Source organism: Thermostilla marina, from assembly GCF_054657455.1.
Genome location: NZ_BAAHYR010000001.1, coordinates 851155 through 877591, shown reverse-complemented (window position 1 = coordinate 877591; position 26437 = coordinate 851155). Strand labels below are relative to the sequence as shown.

The following is a 26437-nucleotide window of genomic DNA, read 5'->3' as shown; positions in this document are numbered from 1 at the left end:
AGATTCGCTGAAAACAGCAACGGCCGCCCCGAATGCGGGACGGCCGTTTCGACGCTTTGCATCCTGCACGCTTCATTCGAAGCCTGCGGTCATCGGCTTCGGAAAGCAATGCTCAGACTTCGATGCGGTATTCTTTCCGGCTTTCGCGCGAAAGGAAGCCGTTCGCCTGCTCGTCGCCGACGATTTCCCGTTTTTCGGGATCCCATTCGAGCGGACGGCCGAGCCGCATCGCGATATTCGACAAATGGCAGATTTCGAGCATGCGGTTGTGCGTCCACACGTCGGAAATCGGCTGCTTGCGGCTTTGCATCGATTCAATGAAGTTGACGCTGTGATTGGCGGGAATCTTGCCGCCGTAGATTTCTTCGAGCGCCCCGTCGGGCAACGGGTTGTCGGCCAGTTCTTCGACCGGCTTTCCGCTGATGCGACCGCGGTTGACGAAGAAACGGCCCTTTTCGCCCTCGATCAAGATTCCGTTGTCACCTTCGCTGGTGATGTACAGCTCGATGCCGCCGGGCATATCGGCCTTGATGAGGAACTTCGTCGCCACGTTGTAGCGATCGTGGTAGATCGGATAACCGTTCTTGTCGTATTCGCAGGCCAACTCGTATTCGATCGGCGTCACCTTGCTGGGGCCGGTGTGCGAAGCGCCGATCGCCCAGCACGCGATATCGACGTGGTGCGCCCCCCAGTCGGTCAGCTTACCGCCCGAATACTCGTGCCAGTTGCGGAAGGAGTAGTGGCAGTTGCTGTACAGCGGAACGCCGCCGCCGTAACCTTTGCGAATCTCGGGCAACGCCCGATACGGGACTTTCGGTGCCGGCCCCAGCCAGAAATCCCAATCCAGTCCTTCCGGAACGGGCGCCACGGGAATCACGGGCGAGGGCGACATCCCGTTGATGCCGCAGGTCACTTTCTTGACCTTACCGATACGGCCGTGTTTCACCAACGCCACGGCGGTGAGAAACCGACCGTCGAATTCCGACCGCTGCATCGTACCGACCTGGAAGACGCGGCCGGTCTCTTTGACGACCTTTTCGATCAGCTTGCCTTCGTCGATGGTCAATGTGAGCGGCTTTTCGCAGTAGACGTCCTTTCCGGCATACATAGCCTCAACGGCGATCTTGGTATGCCAGTGGTCGGGCGTCGCGATCATGACCGCGTCGATGTCGTTGCGTTCGAGGACGCGGCGATAGTCCTTGTACGCATCGGGTTTCTTCCCCTGCTGCCGCTTGGTCGTCTCTTCGACATATCGCGCCAACACGTTCGCATCGACATCGGCCAAGGCCACGAAATCAGCGTAGGGGAACGTTTTGCTCGTGATGGCCCAGCCTTGGTTCCGCAGACCGATCGTCGCAAATCGCGGCCGATCATTGGCGGAAACATACCCGAACGCACGATGGGCGGTCTTGGGCAGAAAAACGGTTGCCGCCCCTGCCGCCACTCCTTGGAGGAAACGGCGACGACTGGTGTGATTGAAACGCGACATGAGCAGAAACCTCTCGTTTCAGGAATTACGGTGAAGAAACCGCTAAGCAAGCGATCTCGGCAAACCAGAGATAACTTTTTGAGTCTAGTTCCCTCGCCCGAGGGAAACAAGCCGCGACCGCACGCGGCAATGCCGCCCTCCTTGCCGCTCTCCGTACGAAAGGCGGACCGATGCGGTTCAATTCACCGGCTTCAACGAGAAATTCTTCCCCCCGCTCGGCATCGAAAAAACGCGGCTTGCGCACATGGGGCCGGCTGCCGACAGTCATAGCCCTTCGACGCGCCCGCCCGAAGCCCCCGCCATTCTTCCGCATCCCTATTGCGAAGCCCGTCTCGGCGTGAACCTGGGACAACGGCGCTTTACCATCGAGTTGACATTGCCCACAAAGCCTCGTTCTTGGCGGAGGCCGATTCGGCCGTGCGCGGACGATCGTCCCGCACTTCGAGACTGGGGGGGCCCAAGTTCGCCGAGCCTTACGGCGTCACCCGTCGGCGGTCTTGCGTTTCAGTTCGCCTTCGTGCTCGGCGATGAAGGCCTTGATCTGATCGGCGAAACCGAGCAGGCGTTCCCATTGGTCGGCGTACAAGGTGACCGGCATGCGTTGGAGACCGTACACGCTCACGGCGCCTTTCTGGCTCACCTTGCAATACAACGGAGGCGGAGAAGCCGCCAACTCTTCCAAGAGGCGATCGGCCTCTTCGACCGTCAGTTCGCCCGCCGCCACCTTCTTGAGAATCTCTTCCTTGTTCATGCGAAGCTCTCCTTGTGAGAAACCGTACGGATCGCGGCACTTTCCGAGCCGAGGCCGTAACGCGATTCGCTCCGCCGGAGGATCGCCCCTCGGCGGAGAAACGCGGCTGCTCCGTCGACCTCTTCTCGTCGTCGGCTCACGGCCGACGCACCGTTCGACTTATTCGAAACCGAGACCTTTCGTCGTCGTACGAATTCTCAACAGGTAGCGATCGGCCGTAATGTACAGTGCCGAACCGTCTTCGCCGAACGCACAATTGGCGGTGGCGACGCCCGTCTTCAGACGCCCCAGGAATGTGCCGTCCGGCGCAATGATGTTCACCCCGCCGGGACCGGTCGCCCACAAGTTCCCTTGTCGATCGACTTTCATACCGTCCGGCAAGCCTTTCAAGCCGGCCTCGACCCACGGCTTCGCATCGAAGAACACGCGGCCTTCGCCCAAGGTTCCATCGTCCTTGACGGGAAATGCCATCCAGACCGGATTCTCGGGATCCGACTGGGCCACGTAGAGGATGGTTTCGTCGGGCGAAAAGGCGATCCCGTTCGGCCGCGTCATTTTGTCGGTAAGCAACGTGACGGTGCCGTCGGTCGACAGTCGGTAAACACCGCAAAAGCCCAGCGCATCGGCGGCTTCGCGCGTCTCCGGCGTCATCCCGTAGGGCGGATCGGTAAAGTACAAATCGCCGTTCGACTTGAAGACGGCATCGTTCGGGCTATTGAACGGCTTGCCGCGGTAGTTGTCGGCCAGGGTCACGAAGCCGCCGCGATCCCACCGCGCGATCCGTCGGTCCCCGTGCTGGCACAGGACGAGCCGCCCCTGCGGATCGAGCACCAAACCGTTCGATCCCGACTCGCCGCCCCGCGGATCCTTTCCCGTGTATCCGCTGGGACGCAAGAACACGGTCACGCCCGTCGGCGGCCACCACTTGTAGACGGTGTTCTGGGGCACATCCGAAAAAAGCAGGTAACCGTTCAGCTCGATTTCCCGCTGCGGCACCCACACCGGGCCTTCGGCCCAATCGAATCCCTCGGCCAGCACCTCGATCACGGCATCGGCCGGCAACAGGGCGTCCACCCGCGGGTCGACTCGTTCGATCTCCCCGATCGTGGGGCATTTCGACGATTCCTCCGCGAAACCGAAAGACGTTCCGGCAATTGCGATCGCAAGTGCAGCGGCGACCGACATAGCCCTCGACCGACCACGACGACCGACCAGAGAATATACGAGCCCTTCCATTGATCCGACCCCGTCGTTCGGCGTTTGCGACCGCCCTTTTTACCACAAGGTCAATGGGATTGGCATGAGATACCGGCCGTCATGATAGCGTGCGTCAAGGGGGGATGCAACCAAAACTCGAGCGGGATTTCCCCGGCGTGCCCGCACCGCCTGCCGGAGATTCTCCAAGCTCACCAGTTTGTCGCGACCGACTTGCGCCGCCGCTCAACCGACGATGTGCGGCGTCGGCCGATAGTCGATCCGCACCGGACGCCCCGCATCGAGAATCGACGCACGCCCGGCCTCGATGACCAACTCATTGAACGCACTGTTCGCCGGTGTGGCCAACAAACCTTGTTCGTCGATTCGCCGCAACACATTTTGCCGCGCGCGGAGTGGTTCCTCCCCCGATCGCGCGGCAGCATTGCAGTCGATCGCCGCACGCACCAACGCCGACACCGATTCGAATCCGTAACCGACCGGTTTCAAGCCCGGGCCTTCCCACGGCAACAGTCGGAAATAGTCGGGATTGATCATCCGAAACCGCGGTCCGTCGCCTGCCGCATATGCGTGCATCACACCGCGATAGCGGTCGTCGTGCAGGATCGCGCCGGTCGCACCGTTTCCTTCGCAATACAGGCGGATTCCCTGGTCGTTCCAGCTGCCGCCGTCATCGGGGTACCCCAAACCGTTGATCACCTCGAGCAAGGCCCCGTTTTCCCACACGACTCTTGCCGCCGACCACAAATACCCGCGATTCCCGTTGGGAAACTCGCCCTCGACACCGCGAACAGAGACCTCCGTCGGCAACAAGCCGGTCACGAAATGCACCTGGTCGACGTAATGGCAGCCGATGTAGGTGAACGGATCACTGTTTTCGGTGGTGAACCAGTTCTGGAAATTCGAGTGCCGGTAGTAGTAGGGTTCGAACAAGCGTGCCTCGCCCAAACGGAACTCGCCGAACCGGCCTGCTCGGTACAGGCGTCGCGCTTCGAGCGCCCGTCGGTCGAAACGCTTGTGATACTCGACGCCCACGAAAAGTCCGCGGGCAAAGGCCTTTTCGCGAACGGCTTCGGCCTGCCGATACGTCAACACCAACGGCTTGACGACCAACACGTGCTGATCGGCTTCCAGCGCCGCCTCGATGAATTCGAAGTGCAAATGGTCGGGAACGGCGACGACCACCAGTTGATACGGCCTCAGGCGTTGCAGGGCCTTTGCATATGCGTCGGGCACGAATCGGTCGTCCGGTTCGTCGAGCGAGGGAACCGCCTCGAACGACATCCCGGGAAACGCGTCGGCCAATTCGGGATCGTTCGCCAACCGCCGCAAGGTGCCCGCATGTCGCGCGCAGACGACAATCGTGCCGACAGTCCCTTCCCGCTGCAACTGATAGAGCGACGGCAAGATCTGGTCCCGACAGATCATGCCGCCTCCGGCGAGCAACACGTCGATCGTCTCGGACATCCCCGTTCTCCCTTCTCTTTCCGACACCGAACGGTCCGCGATGCCGGGGCGATTACGCGTTCGATTCGGCGTCGATTTCGGCGACCGCTTCGGCCATGACGTCGATTCCTTCGCGCAAGGCGTCCTCAGGCGTCGTCAGCGGCGGACAGATCTTCACCGAGGCCCCGGCGTAACCGACCGGCGCAAAAAGCATGAGCCCCTTTTCGACGCACCGGAGAACGACGCGGGAGGCGAATGCGGCATCGGGTTCGAAGCCGCCGGGTTTCACGATATGCAGCGAAGCCACCAGCCCCTTGCCGTGCACGGCACCGATCCGCTGCGGGAAGCGTTCGCGAATCGCTTCGAGACCGGGCAGCAACACACGCCCCATCGCCGCGGCGTGCTCGACGAGTCGTTCTTCTCGAAGAATTCGCAAGTTGGCCAGCCCTGCTGCGCAGCAAACCGGGTTGCCCGTGTGGGTGGAAGTCATCGAGCCGGGCGCATACAAATCGAGGATCTCGGGCTTTCCCACCACCGCCGAAAGTGGGAGGCCGCTCGAGATGCCTTTTCCCAAACAGAACAAGTCGGGCAGCACGCCGTAATGCTCGAACCCCCACATCGTCCCGGTACGCCCGAAGCCCGCTTGGACCTCGTCGAAGATCAACAGCGATTCGTGCTCGTCGCACCAGCGTCGCAACTGCCGGATATACTCCGGCGGCGCGAAGCTGGCGTTTCCGCCCTGATAGGTTTCCGTCAGCACGGCCGCGACTCGATCGGGCGAAACGCCCTGACGCTCCAACGACTCTTCGAACAACGCGAACCGCGTGTCGGGGCATCGAAACCCGTCGGGAAACGGCACCTGGACCATGTCGGGGTCAAGGTTTCCGATCCATTCTTTCAAGGCGGGAATCCCGCCGACCATTTGCGAGCCGAGCGTGCGTCCGTGAAACGCGTTCTCGAACGACACGATCACCTTTTTGTCGGGCCGTCGGCGTCGTCCCCAGGTGCGCGCCAGTTTGATCGCACATTCGACGGCCTCGGAGCCGGTCGTGAGCAAGAACACCTTTTTCAAGGGGTCGGGCGAGACGGCCACGAGCGCCTCGACGAATTCCGCCCGCACGGCCGAAGGAAAACAATAGTTGTGCATCAACGGCCGGTCGACCGTCCGGCGAACGGCCTCGCGAATCGCCGGGTGCGCATGACCGGCATTCGTCACCAACACGCCTGAAGACCAGTCCAGCCACACGTTTCCCCAGGCGTCGTATACCTGGATGCCTTCCGCACGATCCCATACGACCGGCGGTTGCCCCGACATCGACCGCGGTTCCCAACGTCGCAATCGTTCGAGGACGGGCAGCGACTCGGGTACCGGGATCGGTGTTACGATCCGCCGGTATTTCGTTTCGATGCGGGGAACCTCTCGGGGCCGGAGAACGTCGCTCATCAGAAAACTCGCCTCCCGTGTCAATCGGCCGCGATTCTGAAAACCAAGTGCGCAGCAAAACGGCCGCGTCGACGAATACTCGCTGCACGCGGCCGATTGTACTCACCCGGCGGCGCCGGAACTACACGTCAACAGCGCGAGTCGGCGGAAAGGCGGCCTCCTTGAACATTGTCGACAGTCGACCATTCAGGCCGATCATTGCTCGGACTTCGCCGGCGGCCAATTCGCACGCCATTCCGCCTCCAATTCGGCAACGATCGATGCGTACTCGGGTTTCGCGGCGACGTTTTCATTTTCCTGCGGGTCGACCTGGTGATCGTACAACTCGCGGGCGACGACATTTCCTTGCTTGTCGAGCCAGACGACGAACCGATACCGATCCGTCCGCATCGCCGTCCCCTTGTAGCCCCGCTTGGGATACTCGCTGAACGCCGCCCGCTTCCACGGCCTATCGGGATCGTTCAACAGCGGCTTGAAGCTCTTGCCTTCGACGCCTTCGGGAGTCGGCAAGCCGGCCAGATCGGCGAGCGTCGGATAGATATCGACGAACTCGACCAAGGCCGAGGTATGCTTACCCGCGGCCTTCATGCCCGGCACCGAGACGATCAACGGTGCGCGGGTGGCACCTTCGTAGTTGTTGTGTTTGCCGCCCCACCAATTGTGCTCACCCATGTAATAACCGTGATCGCCCCACAAGACGATGATCGTCTTGTCGCGCAGTCCCAGCCGCTCCAGTTCGGCGACGACTTTGCCCACTTGGGCGTCGATGTAGCTGATCGCGGCGAGATATCCGTGCAAGCATTGTCTTCCGAATTCGGGCGTGACGTTCCTGTCTTCGGGCGTGTTGCCGTACCAATAGAAATCGGCACCACTGCTCGCGGCGAAATCGGGTGCATTTCGCGGCGGATAGCGATTGTCGGGAAGGACGATCTCGTCCGGGTCGTACAAGTCCCAATACTTTTTCGGCGATACCCACGGAACGTGCGGATTGTGAAACCCGACCGCCAGGAAAAACGGTTGCTTTTCGGCAGCCAACTTGCGCAGCCGCTCGACGGCCTCGCGGGCGATGTCGCCGTCGGTCAAATCGGCATCGTCGCAATCGACGGCTTCGAATGCGGGACCGGCGTAGAACGGGTTTTCCGGTCCGCGGGTGGGAATGGGCTTGCCGGCCTTCTTCAAGGCTTCACGCCGTGCCCGGACGGCCGCCATTCCGACCGGTCCGTATCGCGGCTTGGGCGACTGCCACGAGGGAATGCTCCACGACGCCGGATCGTCGATGCCCACGTGGTAGACCTTGCCCAGGCTGCATGTGAACCACCCGTGGTTCTTGAACAACTGGGGCAACGTGACGATGTCGGGCATCGTGCTTCGCAACGGAGGACCGATGGTGTAGATCTGCGTCGTCGCCGGATGTCTGCCCGACAACAACGAGATGCGCGACGGAGAACACAACGCCTGCTGGCAATACGCGCGGTCGAACACCATGCCGTCTGCCGCCAAGCGATCGATGTTCGGCGATTTGACCAGCGGATCGCCGTAACAACCAAGCTGCGGTCGTAGATCGTCGACCGCCAGAAACAGCACGTTCCAGCGATCGGGCGTTCCATTCGCCGCCTGCGTCTCGGGCACGAATGCCGCCGCAAGCGACAAGGCGACGAATCCCAAAACCGCAATCCCCGTTCCCGGCCGAATCGATCGAATCATGCCGTGACCCTCCTCGATGTGATGCGACGGATCCCCGCAACGACACGTACATCCGCCCTGCTTCCCGCGTGCATCGAAGCGTTCGATGCCGGTTCAGGCTAGTCGGCCGTCGGCGGGAAATCAATCGCCGGCGAGAACGCCCAACGGGTCGCGGTGATCACTCGGCCCGTCCCGGCAACAGGGGCGTTGCCGAACAGGCAGCAACATTATTCGACAGTCGGTTGCGGAGAGGCGTCCTCGGTCGGAACCGACTCATCGGTTGCACCGTCGGAGTTCACCGCATCTTCGTCCGTTGCAGAGAGTCGGTCGGCTCGTTCCGGCGCGGACGATTCTTCGTCGGGAACCGGCCGATAGATCATTCGGCACGACGCCCCGATTTCACGATCGGCATCGTCATCATCCCGCTTCGCAGCGGTAAGAGCCTGCCGGATTCGTAATTGATACAAGAACAGGACGCCGAACTGAATCGTCCAGAACACCCCCAGGATGAACGCCGTGATCGCCGCGTAGAACGTGACCTGAGCCTGCGGAACGAACCGCATCCACAGGTACAGCAAACTCCCTCCCGACGCATACGACACCAGGGCCACCGCCAACCGACTGCGCATCGTCTCGCGAACACGGCGCATTGCGGCCGAATTCAACGCCGCGACCGACGACGAATTCGCCAGTTCGCGCATGGCCGCAAGGTCGGCTTGACGTTCGGGGGCCGTGCGAGGACGCATCCGCACGGGCCGTCGCTGCGGCCCGATGGGCGTTTGCTCCTGTTCCCGAGTTTCGCCTTTGCCGGATGCCGCCTCGGAACCGCTCGTCAATGAGACGGCGTCGGGGGTCGTTCCCCGTAACCGGGCCAACAGGTTCTTCATATATTCTTCGACCGACTCCTCGCCGTCGTCGGTCGCGTCCGATTCGGCCGCTGCAGTCGACACCGAAGTCGCAGGCTGGGGCTCCTCTTTGCGTTTGCCGAATCGCCGCAAGACGGAAAGCACCTCCGGCGGCGCGTCTTCCTCGTCGTCGGGCTCGGGTTCATGCGAAGTCTGCGATAGATATGCAGCCGTCGCCAACCCGGTATTCGAGCCGGAAGCGACCTCGGCCGGAACGTCCTCTTGCGAGTTCGGCGATCCTTGCGCTTCTTCCAGGCGACGTGCAAAGGCCTCCTCTCGTTCGCGGAGGGCCTCTTCACGACGGTGAAGCATTTCGCGCTGCCGGTCCAACTCTTCTTGGAGTCGCCGGATCGTCGCTTCTCTCTGTTCCAATTCGGCCTCCAAGGCCGCCAACCGATCGGCACGGTCTTCGATTGCTTTTGCCTGCTGCGCCACGGACCGCTCGCGCAGGGCGAGTTCTTCCCGCTGTTCGGCCAGGGCATTCGTCTGCCCGACCGTCTGCGCCCGCAAGCTCAGCTCTTTTTCTTGCTGCGCCACGCGCTGTTCGCGACGTTGAAGTTGTTCTCGCTGCGATTCCAACGAGGCACGTTCTTTTTCGAGTGCTTCTTCGTGTTCGATCAGCCGGGCTTCGCGTTCCTTGATCGTTTCTTCCTGTTTGCCGATCTCTTCGAGCAATTGTTCGGCCTGCGACTCGCGTTCGACAACGGCAAACAGCCGTTCTTCGAGGCGGGCTTCGGCCTCGGCGAGTGTCTGCTCGCGTGCTTGGAATGCGGCTTCTTGTGCCGCACGACCGTCTTCCTGTTGCGAATCGCAAGCCGCGGCTTCTTGCCACTTGCGGCGGAAGGCTTCCAGCTCGTCGCGTTGCTCGGCGATCGTCTTACGCTCGACCGCCAGTTGCGCTCGTTCGCGTTCGAGTCGAGCGGCCTCCGATTCCATCGCTTCGCGCCGGCGTGTGAGCGCGTTTTCTTGGTCGACCAGTTCGGCTTCCCACTCTTTCAACCGCGTGCGCAGTTCTTCCAGTTCCTGTCGATCGACCGAAACCGACGATTCTTGCGACGGCGCTGCGTTCGCTTCCCGAAGCGATTTCAATTCGGCGCGCAGTCGTGCAATTTCGGCCTGCGCCGCTGCATGCTTTTCTTGCAACAAATCGTAATCGCGGCGCAACGTTTCCAAGGCGGCGACATCGGACCCAGAACGATGCGGCTCGCCGTCGGCCTTCAAGATCGGGCGAACAGCCCGCTCGTCGTGCGGGGCATGCGGAACGCGCGTGGCTGCCGGATCGGCCTGCACTCGCAACGTCGCATGTCCGGCGGCCGCATTCTCGTCGGGTTTCGGAGGAACGCGCCGGTTTGCGGCCTTCGGCGGGTCGACGGGTACGTTTTCTCCCGCCCCGACGAATTCCAGTTCGACCGGCCCCAAAGTCAGGCGATCGCCCGCGGTGAGTACGGCGTCACGCACACTTCGTCCGTTGAGACGCGTATCGGGATGCCACGCACGCATGATCGTGTGTCGGGTCCCGCGCAACACGAGACAGTGCAACGGACGAACACCGCGCGCCCGCAACCGCAATGTGCAGTTTGCGCCCGACCCGATCGTGATCCGCGGCGACCGAACGCGCAGGAGTTGTCCGTCGCGACTGCTGCCGACGATGCGGAATACCGTTTCGCCGGGCCGGGTGAACACGTCGTGCTGGGAATCAAGAACCTGAGACATGGCAGGTGAATCCGATTACAAGGCCGTTTCGGCGGGACAAACCAGGCGGCGGGACCGACAACATAAGGGGGATTACAACCCACCACCAGGAGGGGATTTACTTTCCGGAAAGATTCAGTAACATTTGCCCGTCTTATCAACTCTGTCTTCTACATCACGTGGGCAGCCGCTCGATCAACCGGGGCAGACCGGTACCTTGTCCATCCGGCGGCCATCCCGAATCCACTATTTCGCCGAGAACCAAACTCGGTGAACCGTTGTCGGTAGCGTGTCGCCGGCTCGCCACGCACGACCGGCACGAAACGATGACACAACCCTAAAGAGGGGCGCCCAGGAGCTTCCGTCGGAAATGCGGCAGCGCCGCGTCCCCTGATAGTCAATAGGGGTACCCAGGGGCATCTAGCATGCGTTTAGAAGATAGTCAAGCTGGGGGTGTTATCCCCTCCGCCTGACCAATAGATTCTCCGAAATCGACTGTATATATTTGCGGCTTTTGTCGATTATCGGATAGCACTCACCCAGCGTCGGGGGAGTGCGAACCGGGCTGCCACGACGGCAGTGCAACACCGAGTTCATGGAAGCAACTATACAGTACGCAAGGACTTATGATTTGCTTCCCGGGGCCGCCTCCGCTGTCGGAGACGACCGTCGCGGGCGATACACCACGCGACACGAACCTTTGCCGAAATAGTCAGACTTTTTTTCGGAAAACAGGGAACCCCACACACCCATCCACGTACTATATTTTGGGTGCGGCGTTTCAACGTCGAATGGGTTTGTGTCGAGTCGAACGCGGCAACCGGGAACGTCCTTCGAGAAGAGGTAGTTCGATTTCGGCTCTGCATGGGGCAAGACTCCGAAAGCCGGCCCGGATCGGACACCGAGAGGTGGAGACCCATGAATCGGAAAGAAGCCATCCTGAAAATGCGACAGGTCCTCATCAAGAGGCGCGATGCCTTGCGCAAAGCGTTGCAGGGGGACCTTAGTCAATTGAGCACCCTACGCAGCGAGGCAAGCGGCGACGTCGTCGATTTCGCGCTCGACTCGGTGCAGGACGAAATCAGCTCGCAACTGGCCGAGGTCGAAAGCCGGGAGCTCGATCGCATCGAAAACGCGCTCGAAAAGATGAACTCGGGCGAATACGGCGTTTGCGAGAGCTGCGGATGCAATATCCCCCTGGCTCGGCTTCAGGCTTTGCCGTACGCAACCCTGTGCGTCAAGTGCCAGTTGGAAGAAGAAGAGGAGAACGGATCGAGCGGCGGTCCGCCTCCGGCGTGGGGTCGCGTCGTCGACACACCGATGGACCAGGATTTTTCGCTCAACGACCTCAATCTCGACGTTTCCTGACCCGTTCCCATTGTGTTCCGGGGTAGGAACTTCGACGGCGGTCCGTCGGCAGCATCGGTCCGATGCGTGGCCGATGTGCGAGCGAACGAGCAACCCAAGCGAGGGAGCGGACGATCCACGGCCGCTCCTTTTGCGTTTCTTGAAGAGGGGGGTACAATCACCGGCTCCCCCTCGTGTGTTCCTCCGATCAGAATCGAATTCGAATCATTCGCGAGGTAATCGATGGATTCCAGCGTTGCCAAGCTATCCCCCCTCGGGCGGTGGAGGCTCCTCCTGGTCGCCCTTCTTGTCGCGGCAATGTCCCAAGCGGGCTACGCCCAACAGAAACCGATCGTCGCGATTCCGGCCGCCTCCGAACGATTCGGTCCAATCGACGAGCCGTCGCGGGAAGCCCTGCGGCAAGAGTTGGCGAAGCATGCCGCGGTACTGGAATCCTACTCGAAGGCCATCCGAATCATCGCGAAGTTGATCGAACCGGCCGTCGTTCACATCGAGGCTCGCGTTCCCGGCCGTCGTGCGCTGCAACAAGGCCCCCAAGCCCCTGTCGAAGAGGCCGGCGCCGGCGTCATCGTCACGATCAACGACAAGTATTACGTCGTGAGCAACCGGCACATCGTCAAGGGCGCGTTGCCGCCGCGAATTTCCATTCACTTATACGACGGCCGCCGAATTCAACCCGACGTGCTGTGGACGGACCCCGAAACCGACATCGCCGTCATGGCCATCTCGGCCCCGCGCATCGCCGCCGCCGCGATCGGCGACAGCGACTCGCTCGAGGTGGGCGATTTCGTGCTGGCTTTCGGCAGCCCGTTCGGATTGCGACACTCCGTCTCGTTCGGCATCGTCAGCGGCAAGAGCCGTCGCGGACTCGATCTGGGCGACCCCGCCGTGCGGCTGCAAGATTTCTTACAGACCGACGCCGCGATCAACCCCGGCAACAGCGGCGGACCGCTGGTCAACCTCAAAGGCGAAGTGGTCGGTATCAACACGGCGATCGCCAGCGAATCGGGGGGCAGTGAAGGCGTCGGTTTCGCCGTCCCGATCAACCTCGCCATGTTCGTCGCCCGCCAATTGGTCGAAAAGGGCTACGTCGAACGCGCATTCTTGGGCGTCACGCTCGATTCCCATTACGATCTGGAAGCCGCCCGCGAAGCCGGTTTGGACGAACTCATCGGCGCGAAAGTCCTCAGCATCACGCCGGGCTCACCGGCGGAAAAAGGCGGGATCAAGCCGGGCGACATCGTCTTGCGCTATAACGACGTTCCCATCGAGGACGACGCCCATCTCGTCCACTTGGTAACCATCACGCCGATCGGCAAGACAGTGCCCGTGCTCGTACTGCGGGACAAACAACCGACGTTGCTGAAGGTCACCCTCCAGGGCAGACCGCAATCCGGCTGAGCACGCCGTCTTCGGTTCGCAGGCGCCCCCGCTTCGTCCGGGTCAACCGACCGCGTCGGCCACGGCGTGCAATCGCTCCAGAATCGCCGTGGCGATCGGCTTGGGATCCATGTCGTAGGCCACCTCGACGAGATTGTTTCGCCAGCCGGGAATCGGACGGCGATCGAAGACGACGGCCCCCGCGGTCAGCTCGCCGCTGGTTTCTACATCGCCGGATAGCTCTTTGTACGTAAACACATCGGGCAGCAAGGTGGCCATCAAGGCGACGGTATCGTGCAGGTGGATGGCCTCTTGCCCCAACTGCTGGCGATACGCCCGAAACTTGGCGGGCAAAATCTTGTGCAGCAACGCGCCGACTCGCGTTTCGGGCGACGGCAGGTCGTGCAACATTCCGTACGTGAAACTCAGCCGGTTCGTCGCATCGAGCGTCACCAGCGTTTTGGCGGCCGGAGATGCCAATACGGTACGGGCCGCCTGCGGATCACAATAGAAATTGAATTCTGCGGCAGGCGTGATGTTCCCCGGGGCGATCACCGTTCCCCCGGCGATCACCAAATGATGAATCAACGACGGCAATTGCGGATCGAGCTGGAACGCCCGGGCGATATTCGTCAACGGCCCCAACGCGATCAACGTGACATCGTTCGGCGAGGAACGGACTTCGTCGATAATCACCTTTTCGGCGGGGTGCGGCGTCCGCAGCTCCACCGGCTTCAACTCAGCCTCGCGCAACTCGTCGACGCGGCTGGGGAAGCGGCCCACGATCGGCAGGCCGTACTCAGGCGGAGTTGCGGCCCCCAAACGAGGGAACCGTGGCGGGTCGAGATAATACACCAGGGCTTGTAGGTTGCGGGTAGCGATGTTCGGCGATACGTTTCCTCCCACCGCCGTGACCGCCGTCACTTCAAGCTCCGATGCAAACAAGGCGATCGTCAGTGCGACGGCATCATCGATGCCGGGATCGACGTCCAAGATGACCTTCTTGGCCATGACATCCTCTGTTTCTTTCGAATTCCGTAAGCGTTAAGACCGCAGTTCGACGACCGACAAGCCGCGGGATTGTAGTCGCCCCCGGTATCTGCGGCAAGGTCACTGTGACACTGCTCATTCATTGGTTACCGCTCGAAATGGCGATGTAGTCCCCAAAGTGCGACCTCTACGAACCGTTGCCGCAGCCTTGAAAACCCTACCCCGCACCCGAGCGGCGGGGTAAAATTCGGCTTTCTTCCTGCTGTCCTCCACTTCATTGATCACCACAATAATCAACACAATCGCTTTATCGGCCCCCATCTCAAGTGGAGGTGCCCCTACCGACCCCGTGGCCGCCGGGACGACGCCCATGCACACCGAGATCATCCAGCGGATTCGATCGGGAACGAACCTGACGATCGACGAAGCCGACGAACTGATCTACCAGATCATGGCGGGTCGGTGGCCTGCCGAGGCCATCGCCGATTTGTTGACGGCGTTGCACGAGAAGGGCGAGTCGACCGCCGAAATCGCCGGGGCCGCCAGGGCCATGCGGCGTCATATGACGCCCATCCCGCACGCGTGTCCTCGGGCGATCGATATCGTGGGAACCGGCGGGGACGGGTCCGGAACGTTCAATATCAGCACGGCGGCGGCCTTGGTGACGGCTGCGGCAGGGATTCCCGTCGCCAAACACGGCAATCGGCGCATCACCAGCAGGAGCGGCTCGGCCGACGTGCTGGCCGAACTGGGCGTGAATATCGAGGCCGACGTCGCCGTCGTCGCCGATTGTCTGAATGCCCTGGGAATATGTTTTTGTTTTGCCCCGCTATTGCACGAGGCGATGCGGCATGTCGCGCCCGTCCGAAAGGCGCTACCCCATCCGACGATTTTCAACATCTTGGGGCCGCTGGCGAATCCCGCCGGAGCGAAACGCCAATTGCTGGGGGTCGGGAAGCCGGAATTGCGTCCCGTCATGGCCGAGGCATTGGCGCTGCTGGGGACGGAAAAAGCCGTCGTCGTTCATGGTGCCGGAGGTCTCGACGAGGTATCACTGGCGGGCGAAACCCACGTCACCTGGGTGATTGCCGATTCGTCCGGGACCGTCCAGATTACCGAAGAGGTGTGGACGCCCCAGGATTTCGGGCTACCGCAGGTCGAAATCGATGCTCTGCGGGTGAACGATACCTTTGCCAGCGCGGAAGTCATCCGCAGCATCCTGGCGGGCGCACCGGGCCCGGCTCGTGACGTCGTCTTGGCGAATGCCGCGACTGCCGTCTACCTGGCCGACAAAGCCGACTCGCTGCCCGCCGCCGTCGAATCGGCAGCTCAAGCGATCGATTCGGGCGCGGCCGCCGAACTTCTGGAACGGTTGGTCGAACGCAGCCGTCGCTCGCCTCCCCCCCGCAACGAGTGAGCACCTGCGGCGTTTCCTCGTCACGGGCCCGTGACGGCGTATCACCGGTTTGAATATCTTGTTCGTCAACTGCCGCCTGGGGTTTCCATGTCGAAGCGCGTCTTGCAAATCGTCCTGTTGATTTCCTGCTGCCACTTGCTGGTGCACGTGTACGAGCAATCGTTTTCGAGCGTCGAGCAACTGGTCGGCGACCAATACGGGGTGTCGCAGGCGATCACGGGACAACTGGGCACGACGTTTCGATTGCCGTTCGGTGTCTGCGCTTTGTTCGCCGGTTGGCTGGCCGATCGTCTTGGGGCGCGGCGGATGCTGCTGGTGTACCTGCTTGGATGTGCCGTGTCGGCTTGCCTGGTGGCGGTCTCGCCCTCGATGGCGGTTCTGTTTCTCACGTTATTCGTGATGGGGACGTTTGCGAGCATCTACCATCCGGCCGGACTGGCCCTGATCGGAAGACATACGACGGCCGAAAATCGTCCGATGGCATTGGGATATCACGGAATCCTCGGCTCGATCGGTATCGCGACCGGTCCGTTCATCGCGGCCGGTGTCCTCCAGTTCGAGTTCACCTGGCAGCAATACTACTTCTTTCTGGCGGTGCCCGGCGTCCTTTTGGCAGTCTTGATCGGCCTCACGTTGCCCCATGACGAGGCTCCGACCGAGGCCGAAGAGGCCCTTGCCGCGGCCGCCAAAGATCGCGCGACGAATCATTCCGAGGCACCGCAGGCACCGGCCGGTTCGAGCTGGGGCTGCTACTTCTTGCTGATCTCGGCCATCTTGCTGTCGGGGTTCGTGTATGCCTCGGTGATGACGTTCCTTGCCCGCTATTTGGATGATATCGGACTGCGTTTCGGTAACTTGGCCCCCGCAAGCCAGCGAAACCTCCTTGCCGGGGGGGTTCTGTTGCTGGGTGCGATCGGTCAATACACGGCAGGCCGGGTGGCTCGTCCGCACACCCTTGAGCGTTGGCTGATGCTGGTGTTTTTCATGACGGCCCCATGTCTGCTGGCAATGGGCGTGGCCCAAGGCCCGTGGCGAATTGCGGCCGCCGCGGTCTTCGCCCCGGTGTTCTTCATGCATCAGCCGCTGTACAACAGCCTGGTCGCCAAATATATCCGGCGGGACCGCCGCAGCCTCGCCTACGGCCTGAGCTTCACTCTGGGGTTCGGCGGCGGAAGCCTCGGGCCGGCGATCACCGGTGCCTTGGCCGCCTGGAGCGAGCGGTACGGCGACGTAATTTCGTACTCGGTGCTCGCGGGCTTGATTCTCATCTCGTCGTTGATGATCTGGGTTCTTTCGCGAGTCGGTGATCGGCATGGAGTCGGGCACTGATCGCCGGCGGCAGCGTGGAAACGCCCGGGAAAAGTCTGCGTGGGCCCGCCGGACGACGAAGCGGCGGTCGTTCCCATCGCCGGGCGCATGCTGGTGAGCGTGCTCCCCCCAATCGGCATTAGTTGACCGCCCTGCCTTTCCGACGATACAGTAGGAGAATTGGGGAAGTTGTTCCCGGGAAAGTCGGCAGCCGAGGCTTCGGCAACGGCGGGGTCTTGCGCGGGACGATTCCCTTGCACAAAATCACCGAAGCCGGGCGACGCGCAATGGTTGTTCCGATCGGACGGAGACGAGGCGATAGCTCTTCCGGATCGACGCGAAACGATTGCGAGTCTGCTTCGCGACACCCTGTGTTCGGTCGTTTCGGGCTCCGATCCGGCGACTGAGGGACCGCACCGAAGTACGCTCGCGGACGTCGCTTACCGGCACGAACGATCCTTTCGGCCGAATCGCATTCGATCCGCCGCCTGCCGCTTCGCACCGACCGCGACGGTTTCGAGGATTCCGAACCGGCCCTTTTCACTCGACGGATACGTCACCGAATCGATGCTAGCCAAACGGATTATTCCCTGTCTCGACGTAGATCGAGGCCGGGTGGTGAAAGGAACGAATTTCGTCAACCTGCGGGATGCGGGCGACCCGGTCGAGATCGCCGCCCGCTACGAGGCCGAAGGTGCCGACGAACTCGTCTTTCTCGACATCACCGCCAGCCACGAAGGACGTGATATCATTCTGGACGTCGTCCGCCGAACGGCAGAAGTCGTTTTCATGCCGCTGACCGTCGGCGGAGGCATCCGCACGCTGGACGACATCCGCAACCTGCTCAACGCCGGGTGCGACAAGGTCTCGATCAACTCGGCGGCTTGCCGTGATCCCGAGCTGGTCCGCAAGGCGGCACGGCGTTTCGGCAGCCAGTGTATCGTCGTGAACATCGACCCGAAGCGGGTGATCCGCGACGGCAAGGAGTTCTGGGAAGTCCACATCAACGGCGGACGTGTGGGAACCGGGCTCGAAGCCGTCGAGTGGGCCCGCGAGGTCGAACGCCTGGGAGCCGGTGAAATCGTACTCACCAGCATGGATGCCGACGGAACCAAGAACGGGTATGATTTGGAGATCACCGCCGCGGTGACCGATGCGGTGCGCATCCCCGTGGTGGCCAGCGGTGGGGCGGGATGTCCCGAACACATGGCCGACGCCATCCTCAAAGGCGGTGCCGACGCCGTCTTGGCAGCCAGCATCTTCCACTTCGGAGAGTACACGATCGCCGAGACCAAGGAATACCTGCGTTCCCGCGGTATCCCGGTTCGATTATGATCACCCGAATCGACGAGCCGGTCGCCGTCCGGCATTGGACACCGTTGCCGTAGGAAGAGAGACGAGAAACGCGATGACGATCCCGATCGAAGCCGACAAAATGCGGTTCGGCAAAAAGCCGACGAACCTCGAAATCGACAAGCTGTTTCGGGCGCTGGTCAAGTTGGAAGGAAGCGACCTGCACCTGAAAGTTGGAAAACCGCCGTACGTCCGCGTCGCCGGAACGTTGCGCCCCTTGAATCGCGGCCCGATCGACGACGACGAGATGGTGCGTCTCATTTTCCCGATGTTCGACGAGCGGCTGCGGCGCATCTTCGACGAAGACGGCGGTTGCGACTTCGCGCACGTGGTCGACGTCGACGGGGTGAAATGGCGTTTCCGCGTGAACGTGCTTCAACAGATGGGGCACTTGGGGTTGGTCGCGCGGCGCGTCAACAACAAGATCCCTAACTTCGAAGACTTGTACTTGCCCCCCAGCCTGGAAAACCTTTGTAAATTCCACCAGGGCATGATTCTGCTGGCCGGCGTGACGGGGTCCGGTAAGAGTACGACCATCGCGTCGATGCTCAACTGGATCAACCGGCATTACCACAAGCACATCCTCACGTTGGAAGACCCGATCGAGTTCACCTTCACCGAAGACAAGTGCCTGATCAATCAGCGTGAGATCGGGATGGACGTGAAGGACTTCATGACCGGCATGAAGCATGCCGTGCGTGAAGACCCGGACATCATCCTGGTGGGCGAAATGCGCGACCGGGAAACGTTCGAAACGGCGATCCAGGCCGCCGAAACCGGGCACCTGGTGTTCGGAACGATCCACGCCTCGACCGCCCCCAGTACGATCGGACGTATCCTCGACCTGTTCCCGCAAGAGATGCACGCGGCGATCCGCAGTGCCATCGCTTTCAACATGAAGGCGATCATTGCACAAAAGCTGCTGCCTTCGATCAAAGAGGGTGTCCAGCGTGTGCCCACTTGCGAGATCATGACGTTCAACCCCACCGTCCGCAAACTCATCCTCGAGGAGCTGGACAACAAACTGCCCGACGCCATCCGCCAGTGCTACAACGAGGGCATGCAAGACTTCACGCTGAGCCTCAAGCAGTTGGTGGAACGTCGGTTGATCGATCGGGCAACGGCCTTCGAAGTGGCCCCGAACCCCGAGTCCCTGAAGATGGCGCTTAAGGGTATCGAAGTCAAAGAATCCGGAATGCTCTGATGCACCGACACCTGTTGAAAATCGGCATCTTCGCGCAAGCGTTCTCCTTGGCAGTGCAACCGGCCTGGGCCGAAGAAGGTGCAGGCGGCGGTTGGATGGGCCCCGGCGGTTACGCGAGCTGGTGGAAGATCCTGATCTTCTGGTTGATCTTCCTGATTTGGGTTCGGATGGTCGATTGGGTCAACCGCGACCTGGAAGACATCGACCTCGACTACATGCAATGGAACCCGATCGTCTTCGCACCGTTCTTCGTGATCGCCCTGCTCTCGCTGTTCATCCCGATCTTTTGGGTGAACTTGCCGTTGTGGCTGTTGGCATTGATCGTGCCGTCGGCGATCTACGTCGTCAAACGAAACGCCTTGGTCGACAAGAGCGACAAGGTGTTCACGGTCACCCATTTCAAGCGATTGATGGCGGGTAAGAAGAAGGGCCAAATCGAGGAAGAGGCCGTCACCGGTCCGCCCGCCGATTTTGAAGCCGTCGGCGGCAGCCTGCAAGAGCGGAACATGCGGTTGATCCCCGCCCGGCAGAATCCCGGGTTCATGGTGGCGCGACGCCTGGTTGCCGATGCGATCGCCCGGCGCGGCGATATCCTGATGATGGATCTGACCGCCAACGCCGCCACGCTGAAGATCAGTATCGACGGGGTGTGGTTCGATGCCGAGGCCCCCACTGTCGAAGAGGCCTTCCCGGCCGTCGACTCGCTGAAGATCCTCTGCGGGCTGAATCCTCAGGATCGGGTCAATCCGCAACAAGGTCAGTTTCGCACGATCTACGCGCGCGCGAAACTCAAGAGCACGCTGATCACGCAGGGCAACGGGACGATGGAGCGGGTAATCATCCGCCTCGAACCCGAGAAATGCCCGTTCAAATCGCTCGATCAACTCGGCATGCGCCCCGAAATCATCGAGAAGGTCAAAGGCCACATGGCCGCCGAAAAGAGCGCGTTCATCTTTTCGGCACCGCCCGGCCAGGGGCTGCGGACGACCGTCCACGTGACGCTCAACGCCAGCGATCGGTTCATGCGGGAATACGCCGCGCTCGAAGCGGTCAACATGCGGTACGACGAGGTCGAGAACGTCCCCGTCACCACGTTCGATCCGACGAATCGTGAAGCCTTGATCGAGGCTTTGCGCAAGCTGGTTCACATGGATCCGAACGTGGTCGTCTTCCGCGACATCCCCGACGGCGAAATCCTCGAGATCATCGCTCGCGATGCGTTGGAAGAAAACCGCTTGTTGCTGACCGCCACCCGAGCGAACGACACGGTTCAGGCTTTGCTGCAAATCGCGTCCCTACAACCGAAGTCGGCGAGCTTCCCGAAACTGGTCGGCGGCGTCCTTTGCCAACGACTGGTGCGCCGCTTGTGCGACAAGTGCCGTCAGCCGTACGCGCCGCAACCTCAGTTGCTCCAACAATTGGGTCTTCCGCCGGGAAGCGTGCAGGCCTTCTTCCAACCCGGACCGCCGAATCCCGACAAGCCGGACCAAGTCTGCGAGCAGTGCGCGGGCATCGGCTATTTCGGCCGCATCGCCGTGTTCGAATATCTGGCCGTCAACGACCAGATTCGTCAACTGTTGGCTCAAGGGGCCGACTACAACACCCTGTATGCCGCCGCCGTGCAATCGGGCATGGTTCCCATGTTCAACGAGGGTATCTATCTGGCGGCCGGCGGCCTGACCTCGATTCAAGAGTTGATGCGGGTATTTCGAGGACAACAATAACTCTACGCGAACCACACCATCCCGCGAGGAGTCGGTTTCATGTTATACCTGGTAGCCTTGGTCATCATTGCGGCGGCCGTGGGGCTGACACTCAACGAAGGAATCTGGGGAAACGCCATCCGCCTGTTCGTCGTCATCATGGCGGGGTTGCTCGCCACCAGTTGGTTCGAACCGGCCGCGAAGATGCTCGAAAGCATGATGGGCAAAGGCCTCACCTACGCGTACGACTTTCTCGCGTTGTGGGGGCTGTTTGCCGTCTTCTGCCTGATTTTGCGGCTGCCCGCCGACATGCTCTCGCGTGTCAAAGTGCGATTCATGAAGATCGTCGACCGCATCGGCGGCATCGCCCTCGGCTTCATGGTCGGCTGCGTGCTCGTGTCGTTCACCCTCATGAGCCTGCACACCGCACCGATGGCCGAGAAATTCTTGATGGGCAGCTTCGATCCCACCCAAAAGATGCTGGTGGTAGGCCCGGATCGACTTTGGCTTGGTTTTGTGCACAATGTATCTGTCGGTTCGTTCGCCGGGCGCGAGTTCGACCCCGAAGCAAAATTCATCTCGAACTACGCCGCCCGACGTGCCGCGTTGGAAAAGGCGATCGAAGGCGGCGCATCGTTTACCGACGCCGGAAAGGCCGCGCCGGGCCGCTGATCCGTCACCACGACTCGGGCCTTCGTCGGGGAGAATATATTCATGGCCGAATCGAAAGGTTCTGCGGGCGAATCGTTTCAACTCGCCGATTACGAAGCGGAACAACAGCAGCAGTACCGAACCTTCAGCGCCCTCGCCTTGGTCGCATTGCTGGCCGGGCTGCTGAGTTTGTCGGCCCTCCTCAGCATGCTGCTGATCGTCGTGCCGGTCATCGCGTTGGTGTTGGGAATCACGGCGCTGGTGCGCATCCGTTTTTCCGATCCCCCGCTGGTGGGCAAGAATGCCGCATGGCTGGGCATCTTTCTCGCCCTTTTCTCGTTGGGGGCGGGACCGACCTCGTACTTCGTCACCCGCGTGCTGCTGGAACGCGAGGCCCGCGCCTATGCCGAAACGTGGATCACGCACTTGCGCAAGGGTGAGGTCTTGGCCGCCCACCAACTGACGCAGGCCCCCGGCCGGAGGGAACCACTCGACGAAAAGCTCGCCTCGAAATACACCCCTAAATCGTCGCTGCGGCACGGCCTTCAGGGCTTCCTCGAGAATGACGGCGTCCTCGCGCTCATCGCCCTGGGCGAAAAGGCAACCGTTCGCTATTACGAAACTCCCGCGATTTGGGAGGACGCCAACGGCTGGCACATCATCGAGATGTTTGCCGTCACGTACGACGATCCCGAGGACGGGAAAAAGAAGACCTTCTTTCTCTCGATCACCCTTCAGCGGGTGACCTTGCCGACGGTCGGGCTTTCCGACTGGCTTGTCATCGACACGGAAGGCGCCGTCTGCCCCCCCTCACTCGAGGAATTGCGGCCGAAGCGGAACACCAACTCCGCCGCATGAGGGGGGCGGGAGGTCACAATACATCCAGCCTAGTTTATCTATTTTTCCTGCCTGGGTGTTTACAACACATCTTAACGCAACTATACTGGATGACTGCCAAGATTGGCACAATCGTCAATCGCGGCAAATTCGTTTCCCGTTCTAGTGCTCCCCGGAATCCGGAACAGAACGATTCCCGCCGAAACTAGGGCATTGGGGACCAGGGAAACGCAGCACCTGTAGAAGTAGGCACCTGTGGATTCATCTTGAAAGGAGCCGGGCCAATGTTGCGTCATTGGTGGCAGGGGGCAGTCCTCGGTTGTGCATTGATCGCCTTGAGCGTGTTCGGTATCTCACCGGCCAGCGGCGCGATCGTCAGCAAGCTCGACGGCTCGCAGTTTTGGACCCCCTGGGACGTCCGGAGCGACGGGACGGTGGAGATCACAGAGACGAACCCCCGTTCAGGGTTGGGGTCGCTCGAGCTTCATTTGACCGACGGCGACGACAAGGCCGGCGCGATCGGCATGTTCTTTCCTACGCTGGGCAGTCTCGGCGAATTGCTCGATCCGGCCAGCAACCTCGGCTTCGACTGGTATCGGGCTTCTTCGAGCACCGCTCCGGATCACTTGGTACCGGCCTTGCGATTGCACGCCAGCGCGTTGCTGCACGACATCGCGACCGACAATTACACGTTTACGACGATCCAAATCATTTGGGAGCGGACGTACCGAGTCTCCGGTGCTGCCGCCGTCGACACGTGGGTTACCGAAACAGGACTCCAAAACGACAAGTTTTGGATTTGGGCCGACGGCCTGGACGCCGTCGACAACTCCAACGTGAAAACCCTCGCCGACTGGATGGGCACTTCGGGTAAATTCTGGAACATCAACGGCCATACGGACGTCGAACTCAAGATCGATCCGAATTCGACCATCGTGGGCGGCATAAGCGTTGCCGCAGGCTCCGGGTGGAGCGGAACCTTCGACGGTTTCGTCGACAACGTGACGGTGAAGTTCGACGGGAAGACGACCTACACCGCCAACTTCGAGCCCGTTCCCGAGCCGGGTACGCTGGTCGCGTTGCTGGGCATGGGCGGCATCGGCCTGGGCTGGATCGCCCGCCGCCGACGTCGCGTCTGAGCCTCCGGCGAACAACTCAAGAGAAGTCGCATCACTCTCCTTCGTCACACCAGGGAGTCGTCACCGGGCGACCGGCTTCGGCTCCCTGTTGTGTGTTTCTTGCGGCGTCCCGAGTCTGCGGAAATACCCCCTCGAAACACGAACCGGTTCGAGCGGAGAAGTGTCCAGCGGGAAAGACGATGCGTTCCCGCACACCATGTCCGAGTTTTCTGCGATTGCTCGGTCGAAGGACGGTTTTTCCGCCCCGTCGCCTGGGAGGACGGGCCGCGGTTGGTAGAATGAGAGACAAGGATTCGTTTTGGAGCCCCACCCGGTCGGGTCGGGGCTTCTGTTTTCCTCGCCGTTGTTTTTCTTCCGCATCACATGGCAGATACCACCTCGCCGATCGGGGTCGACCACGCCTCGGCCCCGCCTGTTTGTCCCAGCGCCGCGGCCGCCGCGTGGTTCGGTACGCTGTTGGTCTCGTATTCGGCCCTGGGTTACGCAACGGCCAACTTGCTGTTGCGCGTGTTGGTCGGCCCCGAATCCCAAACGCACCCGTTTTGGGTGATCGGTGTCAAAGAGTCGGTCACCGTCGTTCTGGTCGGGCCTGTGCTGATATACCAGCTCGCACGCCGCAAGATCCCGATTCCCACCCGGCAAACGCTGGTGACCATCGGCATCACCGGACTGCTGACGCAACTGGTCGGCAACATCGGCTTCTTGTGGGCCATGAGCAAGATCGGGGTGGCCATCGTGACGCCGCTGACGCAAGCCGCCTGCCTGATCGGATCGGCTCTTCTGGGGTACTTCATCCTGAAGGAACGCGTGAGCCTGCGTTCGGCGGTCGCGATCGTGATCTTGATCGCCGGCATCGTCACCTTGTACTGGGGCGCGGATACCGGGCTGGAAGGTGTCAATGCACCGCCGGTGATCATTCTTGCGGCCGTCCTCATTGCCGTTGCCGCGGGCGCCGCCTATTCGACGCTGGTCGTCGCCATCCGCGGAAACGTCACCGGCGACGCCTCACCGGTGGTCGTCATCGTGCTCGTCACGCTCATCGGCAGCTTGATTCTCACCCCGCTGGCCGCTTGGACGACCGGTCTCGAGGGCTTTCGGGCAATCACAGGGCCGCATTGGGGGTTGATGCTGGGAGCGGGCTTTCTGAACTGCACGGCCTTCATTGCTTTGACGTTCGGGCTGAAGTGGACTTCGGTGGTGCGGGCAAACATCATCACGACGGCCCAAATCGTCATTGCGGCGATGGCCGGTTGGTTGTTCTTTGGAGAGGCCATCACGGCCGCTGCCGTCGTCGGCGTCGTGCTGACGCTTTCCGGCATGATCTTGGGCAGCAAGCCCTAGCAGCCCGTCGTAAGTCTTCCTCTGCGATTCGCGGACGGCTGTGGTGGATCGCGGCACAGAACAGCAAGGAAGAAGTTTGGTTGGCCCGAGTTTTCGACGGCGCGATACCCGGGCGCAGAGATCGCTTCGCCGGCCGACGTTTCTCATCCGCCCAGTGCGAATCCGCCTTGCGCGGCCGAGACTGCCGGGGGGGCTTTATTCGACCTCGAACAACCCCACCCCCGGCTTGTGCGACGGGCTTTTAACGCTGGGAACCGCTCATTCGCCGCTGTCTGCGTGCTTCGTACAGCAATACCGCGGCCGCCGCCGCAACATTCAGGCTATCTGCCTGCCCGAGCATCGGAATGCGGACGGCACGAATTTTCTCATGCCCCCATACGTCCGTCAGCCCGTCCGCCTCGCTTCCCAACACGATCGCACAGGGGCCGGTGAGATCGACGGCATCGTAATCGCAGGCGCCTTCCACTCGCGCGGCAAATACTGCGATGTTGGATTCCAGTAAGCGTTCGACGATTCGTCCTGCGGAAGCCGTTCGCGGCCGGAAGGAAAAGATCGTTCCCAGTGAGGCGCGAATCGCGTTGGGGTTATACACGTCGGTCTTCGGGTCGGCCAGCAGGCAGTCGCTCGCCCCGGCACCATCGGCGGTGCGCAAGACCGCTCCGATATTTCCCGGCTTTTCGACGCCTTCGAGGACGACGATCAACGGCGGTTCGCCGCATTCCCGCGGCAGCCAGCCGTCGAAATCGGTATTCGGTTCGCGGCACACGGCCACGATGCCGTCCTTGCGGTTTCCGAAGGCCAACTTGTCGAACACTTCGCGTGTCACGCGGAAGACGCCGTCGGCTGCGTCGCGGCGTTCGAGAAACGCGGCGACGCGATCTGCGTCGGCTTTCAGAGCAGGATCGCGTCTCCTTGCGGCGAACGCTTCGTTTTCGAGAAAGACTTCATCGACGACGACGCCTGCATCCACCGCCCGCACGAACTCCCGAATGCCGTCGACGACGATCCGTTTCGTCTTTCGCCGATGCCGACCGTCGCGCAGTCGCGCGGCTGCCGTAATTCGCGGGTTTTTCCGGCTGGTAAGCAAGGGAAATCGATCGCCGAACGTGTCCACGGCTTCG

Annotated in this window: 20 protein-coding genes; 11 read left to right on the top strand and 9 right to left on the bottom strand. The window is 61.5% G+C overall.

Annotated features, from left to right (window positions below):
- Positions 1-112: 112 nt before the first annotated feature.
- The 7 genes from ACYQ2I_RS03065 to ACYQ2I_RS03035 form a co-directional block, all read right to left on the bottom strand.
- Positions 113-1489, bottom strand: coding sequence for a Gfo/Idh/MocA family protein (locus ACYQ2I_RS03065; RefSeq protein ID WP_460165520.1), 1377 nt, complete (start codon positions 1487-1489; stop codon positions 113-115).
- A 481-nt stretch (positions 1490-1970) separates the two neighbouring features.
- The gene (locus tag ACYQ2I_RS03060; RefSeq protein WP_460165519.1) at positions 1971-2240 is read right to left on the bottom strand and encodes an SHOCT-like domain-containing protein; all 270 of its coding nucleotides are present in this window, start codon (positions 2238-2240) and stop codon (positions 1971-1973) included.
- Positions 2241-2399: 159 nt separating this feature from the next.
- The gene (locus ACYQ2I_RS03055) at positions 2400-3425 is read right to left on the bottom strand and encodes an SMP-30/gluconolactonase/LRE family protein (protein WP_460165518.1); all 1026 of its coding nucleotides are present in this window, start codon (positions 3423-3425) and stop codon (positions 2400-2402) included.
- Between the two features lie 255 nt (positions 3426-3680).
- On the bottom strand, positions 3681-4922 hold the full coding sequence (locus ACYQ2I_RS03050) for a Gfo/Idh/MocA family protein (protein WP_460165517.1): 1242 nt from the start codon (positions 4920-4922) through the stop codon (positions 3681-3683).
- Positions 4923-4974: 52 nt separating this feature from the next.
- The gene (locus tag ACYQ2I_RS03045; RefSeq protein WP_460165516.1) at positions 4975-6345 is read right to left on the bottom strand and encodes an aspartate aminotransferase family protein; all 1371 of its coding nucleotides are present in this window, start codon (positions 6343-6345) and stop codon (positions 4975-4977) included.
- A 195-nt stretch (positions 6346-6540) separates the two neighbouring features.
- A complete protein-coding gene (locus tag ACYQ2I_RS03040) occupies positions 6541-8049 on the bottom strand; it encodes a sulfatase (protein ID WP_460165515.1) in 1509 nt (502 codons plus the stop codon).
- A 206-nt stretch (positions 8050-8255) separates the two neighbouring features.
- Positions 8256-10646, bottom strand: coding sequence for an FHA domain-containing protein (locus ACYQ2I_RS03035; protein WP_460165514.1), 2391 nt, complete (start codon positions 10644-10646; stop codon positions 8256-8258).
- 897 nt (positions 10647-11543) lie between these two features.
- Here ACYQ2I_RS03035 and ACYQ2I_RS03030 point away from each other — a divergent pair.
- Positions 11544-11993 carry a TraR/DksA family transcriptional regulator gene (locus ACYQ2I_RS03030; RefSeq protein ID WP_460165513.1) on the top strand — a complete coding sequence of 150 codons (450 nt, stop codon included), beginning with the start codon at positions 11544-11546 and terminating at the stop codon, positions 11991-11993.
- 222 nt (positions 11994-12215) lie between these two features.
- The gene (locus ACYQ2I_RS03025; protein ID WP_460165512.1) at positions 12216-13394 is read left to right on the top strand and encodes a S1C family serine protease; all 1179 of its coding nucleotides are present in this window, start codon (positions 12216-12218) and stop codon (positions 13392-13394) included.
- Positions 13395-13436: 42 nt separating this feature from the next.
- Here the strand turns inward: ACYQ2I_RS03025 and ACYQ2I_RS03020 are convergent, their stop codons facing one another.
- Complete coding sequence (locus ACYQ2I_RS03020) at positions 13437-14384, bottom strand: nucleoside hydrolase (protein WP_460165511.1); 948 nt, start codon at positions 14382-14384, stop codon at positions 13437-13439.
- 349 nt (positions 14385-14733) lie between these two features.
- Here ACYQ2I_RS03020 and trpD point away from each other — a divergent pair, with 349 nt between their 5' ends.
- The 9 genes from trpD (at position 14734) to ACYQ2I_RS02975 (ending at position 25316) form a co-directional block, all read left to right on the top strand.
- Entirely contained in the window at positions 14734-15780 is a 1047-nt protein-coding gene (gene trpD, locus ACYQ2I_RS03015) for an anthranilate phosphoribosyltransferase (protein WP_460165510.1), read from the top strand.
- A gap of 87 nt (positions 15781-15867) precedes the next feature.
- The gene (locus ACYQ2I_RS03010; RefSeq protein WP_460165509.1) at positions 15868-17109 is read left to right on the top strand and encodes an MFS transporter; all 1242 of its coding nucleotides are present in this window, start codon (positions 15868-15870) and stop codon (positions 17107-17109) included.
- A 546-nt stretch (positions 17110-17655) separates the two neighbouring features.
- Positions 17656-18423, top strand: a complete 768-nt coding sequence (gene hisF, locus ACYQ2I_RS03005) for an imidazole glycerol phosphate synthase subunit HisF (protein WP_460165508.1) — start codon at positions 17656-17658, stop codon at positions 18421-18423.
- Positions 18424-18496: 73 nt separating this feature from the next.
- Positions 18497-19645: a type IV pilus twitching motility protein PilT gene (locus ACYQ2I_RS03000; protein WP_460165507.1), complete on the top strand. Its 1149-nt coding sequence runs from the start codon at positions 18497-18499 to the stop codon at positions 19643-19645.
- Complete coding sequence (locus ACYQ2I_RS02995; protein WP_460165506.1) at positions 19645-21369, top strand: ATPase, T2SS/T4P/T4SS family; 1725 nt, start codon at positions 19645-19647, stop codon at positions 21367-21369. Before ACYQ2I_RS03000 ends, ACYQ2I_RS02995 begins: the two co-directional genes overlap by 1 nt.
- A 39-nt stretch (positions 21370-21408) precedes the next feature.
- Complete coding sequence (locus tag ACYQ2I_RS02990) at positions 21409-22020, top strand: CvpA family protein (protein ID WP_460165505.1); 612 nt, start codon at positions 21409-21411, stop codon at positions 22018-22020.
- Between the two features lie 42 nt (positions 22021-22062).
- Positions 22063-22857 (top strand): hypothetical protein, encoded by a 795-nt coding sequence (locus ACYQ2I_RS02985; RefSeq protein ID WP_460165504.1) that lies wholly within the window; start codon positions 22063-22065, stop codon positions 22855-22857.
- A gap of 263 nt (positions 22858-23120) precedes the next feature.
- Complete coding sequence (locus tag ACYQ2I_RS02980; RefSeq protein ID WP_460165503.1) at positions 23121-23975, top strand: PEP-CTERM sorting domain-containing protein; 855 nt, start codon at positions 23121-23123, stop codon at positions 23973-23975.
- Positions 23976-24338: 363 nt separating this feature from the next.
- On the top strand, positions 24339-25316 hold the full coding sequence (locus ACYQ2I_RS02975) for a DMT family transporter (RefSeq protein ID WP_460165502.1): 978 nt from the start codon (positions 24339-24341) through the stop codon (positions 25314-25316).
- A 241-nt stretch (positions 25317-25557) separates the two neighbouring features.
- Here the strand turns inward: ACYQ2I_RS02975 and ACYQ2I_RS02970 are convergent, their stop codons facing one another.
- Positions 25558-26430, bottom strand: coding sequence for a TrmH family RNA methyltransferase (locus tag ACYQ2I_RS02970; RefSeq protein ID WP_460165501.1), 873 nt, complete (start codon positions 26428-26430; stop codon positions 25558-25560).
- Positions 26431-26437: the final 7 nt, after the last annotated feature.

Excerpts from the sequence above, each read along its gene's own strand:
- ACYQ2I_RS03065 (WP_460165520.1), bottom strand. The coding sequence starts at position 1,489 with ATGTCGCGTTTCAATCACACCAGTCGTCGCCGTTTCCTCCAAGGAGTG.
- ACYQ2I_RS03060 (WP_460165519.1), bottom strand. The coding sequence starts at position 2,240 with ATGAACAAGGAAGAGATTCTCAAGAAGGTGGCGGCGGGCGAACTGACG.
- ACYQ2I_RS03055 (WP_460165518.1), bottom strand. The coding sequence starts at position 3,425 with ATGTCGGTCGCCGCTGCACTTGCGATCGCAATTGCCGGAACGTCTTTC.
- ACYQ2I_RS03050 (WP_460165517.1), bottom strand. The coding sequence starts at position 4,922 with ATGTCCGAGACGATCGACGTGTTGCTCGCCGGAGGCGGCATGATCTGT.
- ACYQ2I_RS03045 (WP_460165516.1), bottom strand. The coding sequence starts at position 6,345 with ATGAGCGACGTTCTCCGGCCCCGAGAGGTTCCCCGCATCGAAACGAAA.
- ACYQ2I_RS03040 (WP_460165515.1), bottom strand. The coding sequence starts at position 8,049 with ATGATTCGATCGATTCGGCCGGGAACGGGGATTGCGGTTTTGGGATTC.
- ACYQ2I_RS03035 (WP_460165514.1), bottom strand. The coding sequence starts at position 10,646 with ATGTCTCAGGTTCTTGATTCCCAGCACGACGTGTTCACCCGGCCCGGC.
- ACYQ2I_RS03030 (WP_460165513.1), top strand. The coding sequence starts at position 11,544 with ATGAATCGGAAAGAAGCCATCCTGAAAATGCGACAGGTCCTCATCAAG.
- ACYQ2I_RS03025 (WP_460165512.1), top strand. The coding sequence starts at position 12,216 with ATGGATTCCAGCGTTGCCAAGCTATCCCCCCTCGGGCGGTGGAGGCTC.
- ACYQ2I_RS03020 (WP_460165511.1), bottom strand. The coding sequence starts at position 14,384 with ATGGCCAAGAAGGTCATCTTGGACGTCGATCCCGGCATCGATGATGCC.
- trpD (WP_460165510.1), top strand. The coding sequence starts at position 14,734 with ATGCACACCGAGATCATCCAGCGGATTCGATCGGGAACGAACCTGACG.
- ACYQ2I_RS03010 (WP_460165509.1), top strand. The coding sequence starts at position 15,868 with ATGTCGAAGCGCGTCTTGCAAATCGTCCTGTTGATTTCCTGCTGCCAC.
- hisF (WP_460165508.1), top strand. The coding sequence starts at position 17,656 with ATGCTAGCCAAACGGATTATTCCCTGTCTCGACGTAGATCGAGGCCGG.
- ACYQ2I_RS03000 (WP_460165507.1), top strand. The coding sequence starts at position 18,497 with ATGACGATCCCGATCGAAGCCGACAAAATGCGGTTCGGCAAAAAGCCG.
- ACYQ2I_RS02995 (WP_460165506.1), top strand. The coding sequence starts at position 19,645 with ATGCACCGACACCTGTTGAAAATCGGCATCTTCGCGCAAGCGTTCTCC.
- ACYQ2I_RS02990 (WP_460165505.1), top strand. The coding sequence starts at position 21,409 with ATGTTATACCTGGTAGCCTTGGTCATCATTGCGGCGGCCGTGGGGCTG.
- ACYQ2I_RS02985 (WP_460165504.1), top strand. The coding sequence starts at position 22,063 with ATGGCCGAATCGAAAGGTTCTGCGGGCGAATCGTTTCAACTCGCCGAT.
- ACYQ2I_RS02980 (WP_460165503.1), top strand. The coding sequence starts at position 23,121 with ATGTTGCGTCATTGGTGGCAGGGGGCAGTCCTCGGTTGTGCATTGATC.
- ACYQ2I_RS02975 (WP_460165502.1), top strand. The coding sequence starts at position 24,339 with ATGGCAGATACCACCTCGCCGATCGGGGTCGACCACGCCTCGGCCCCG.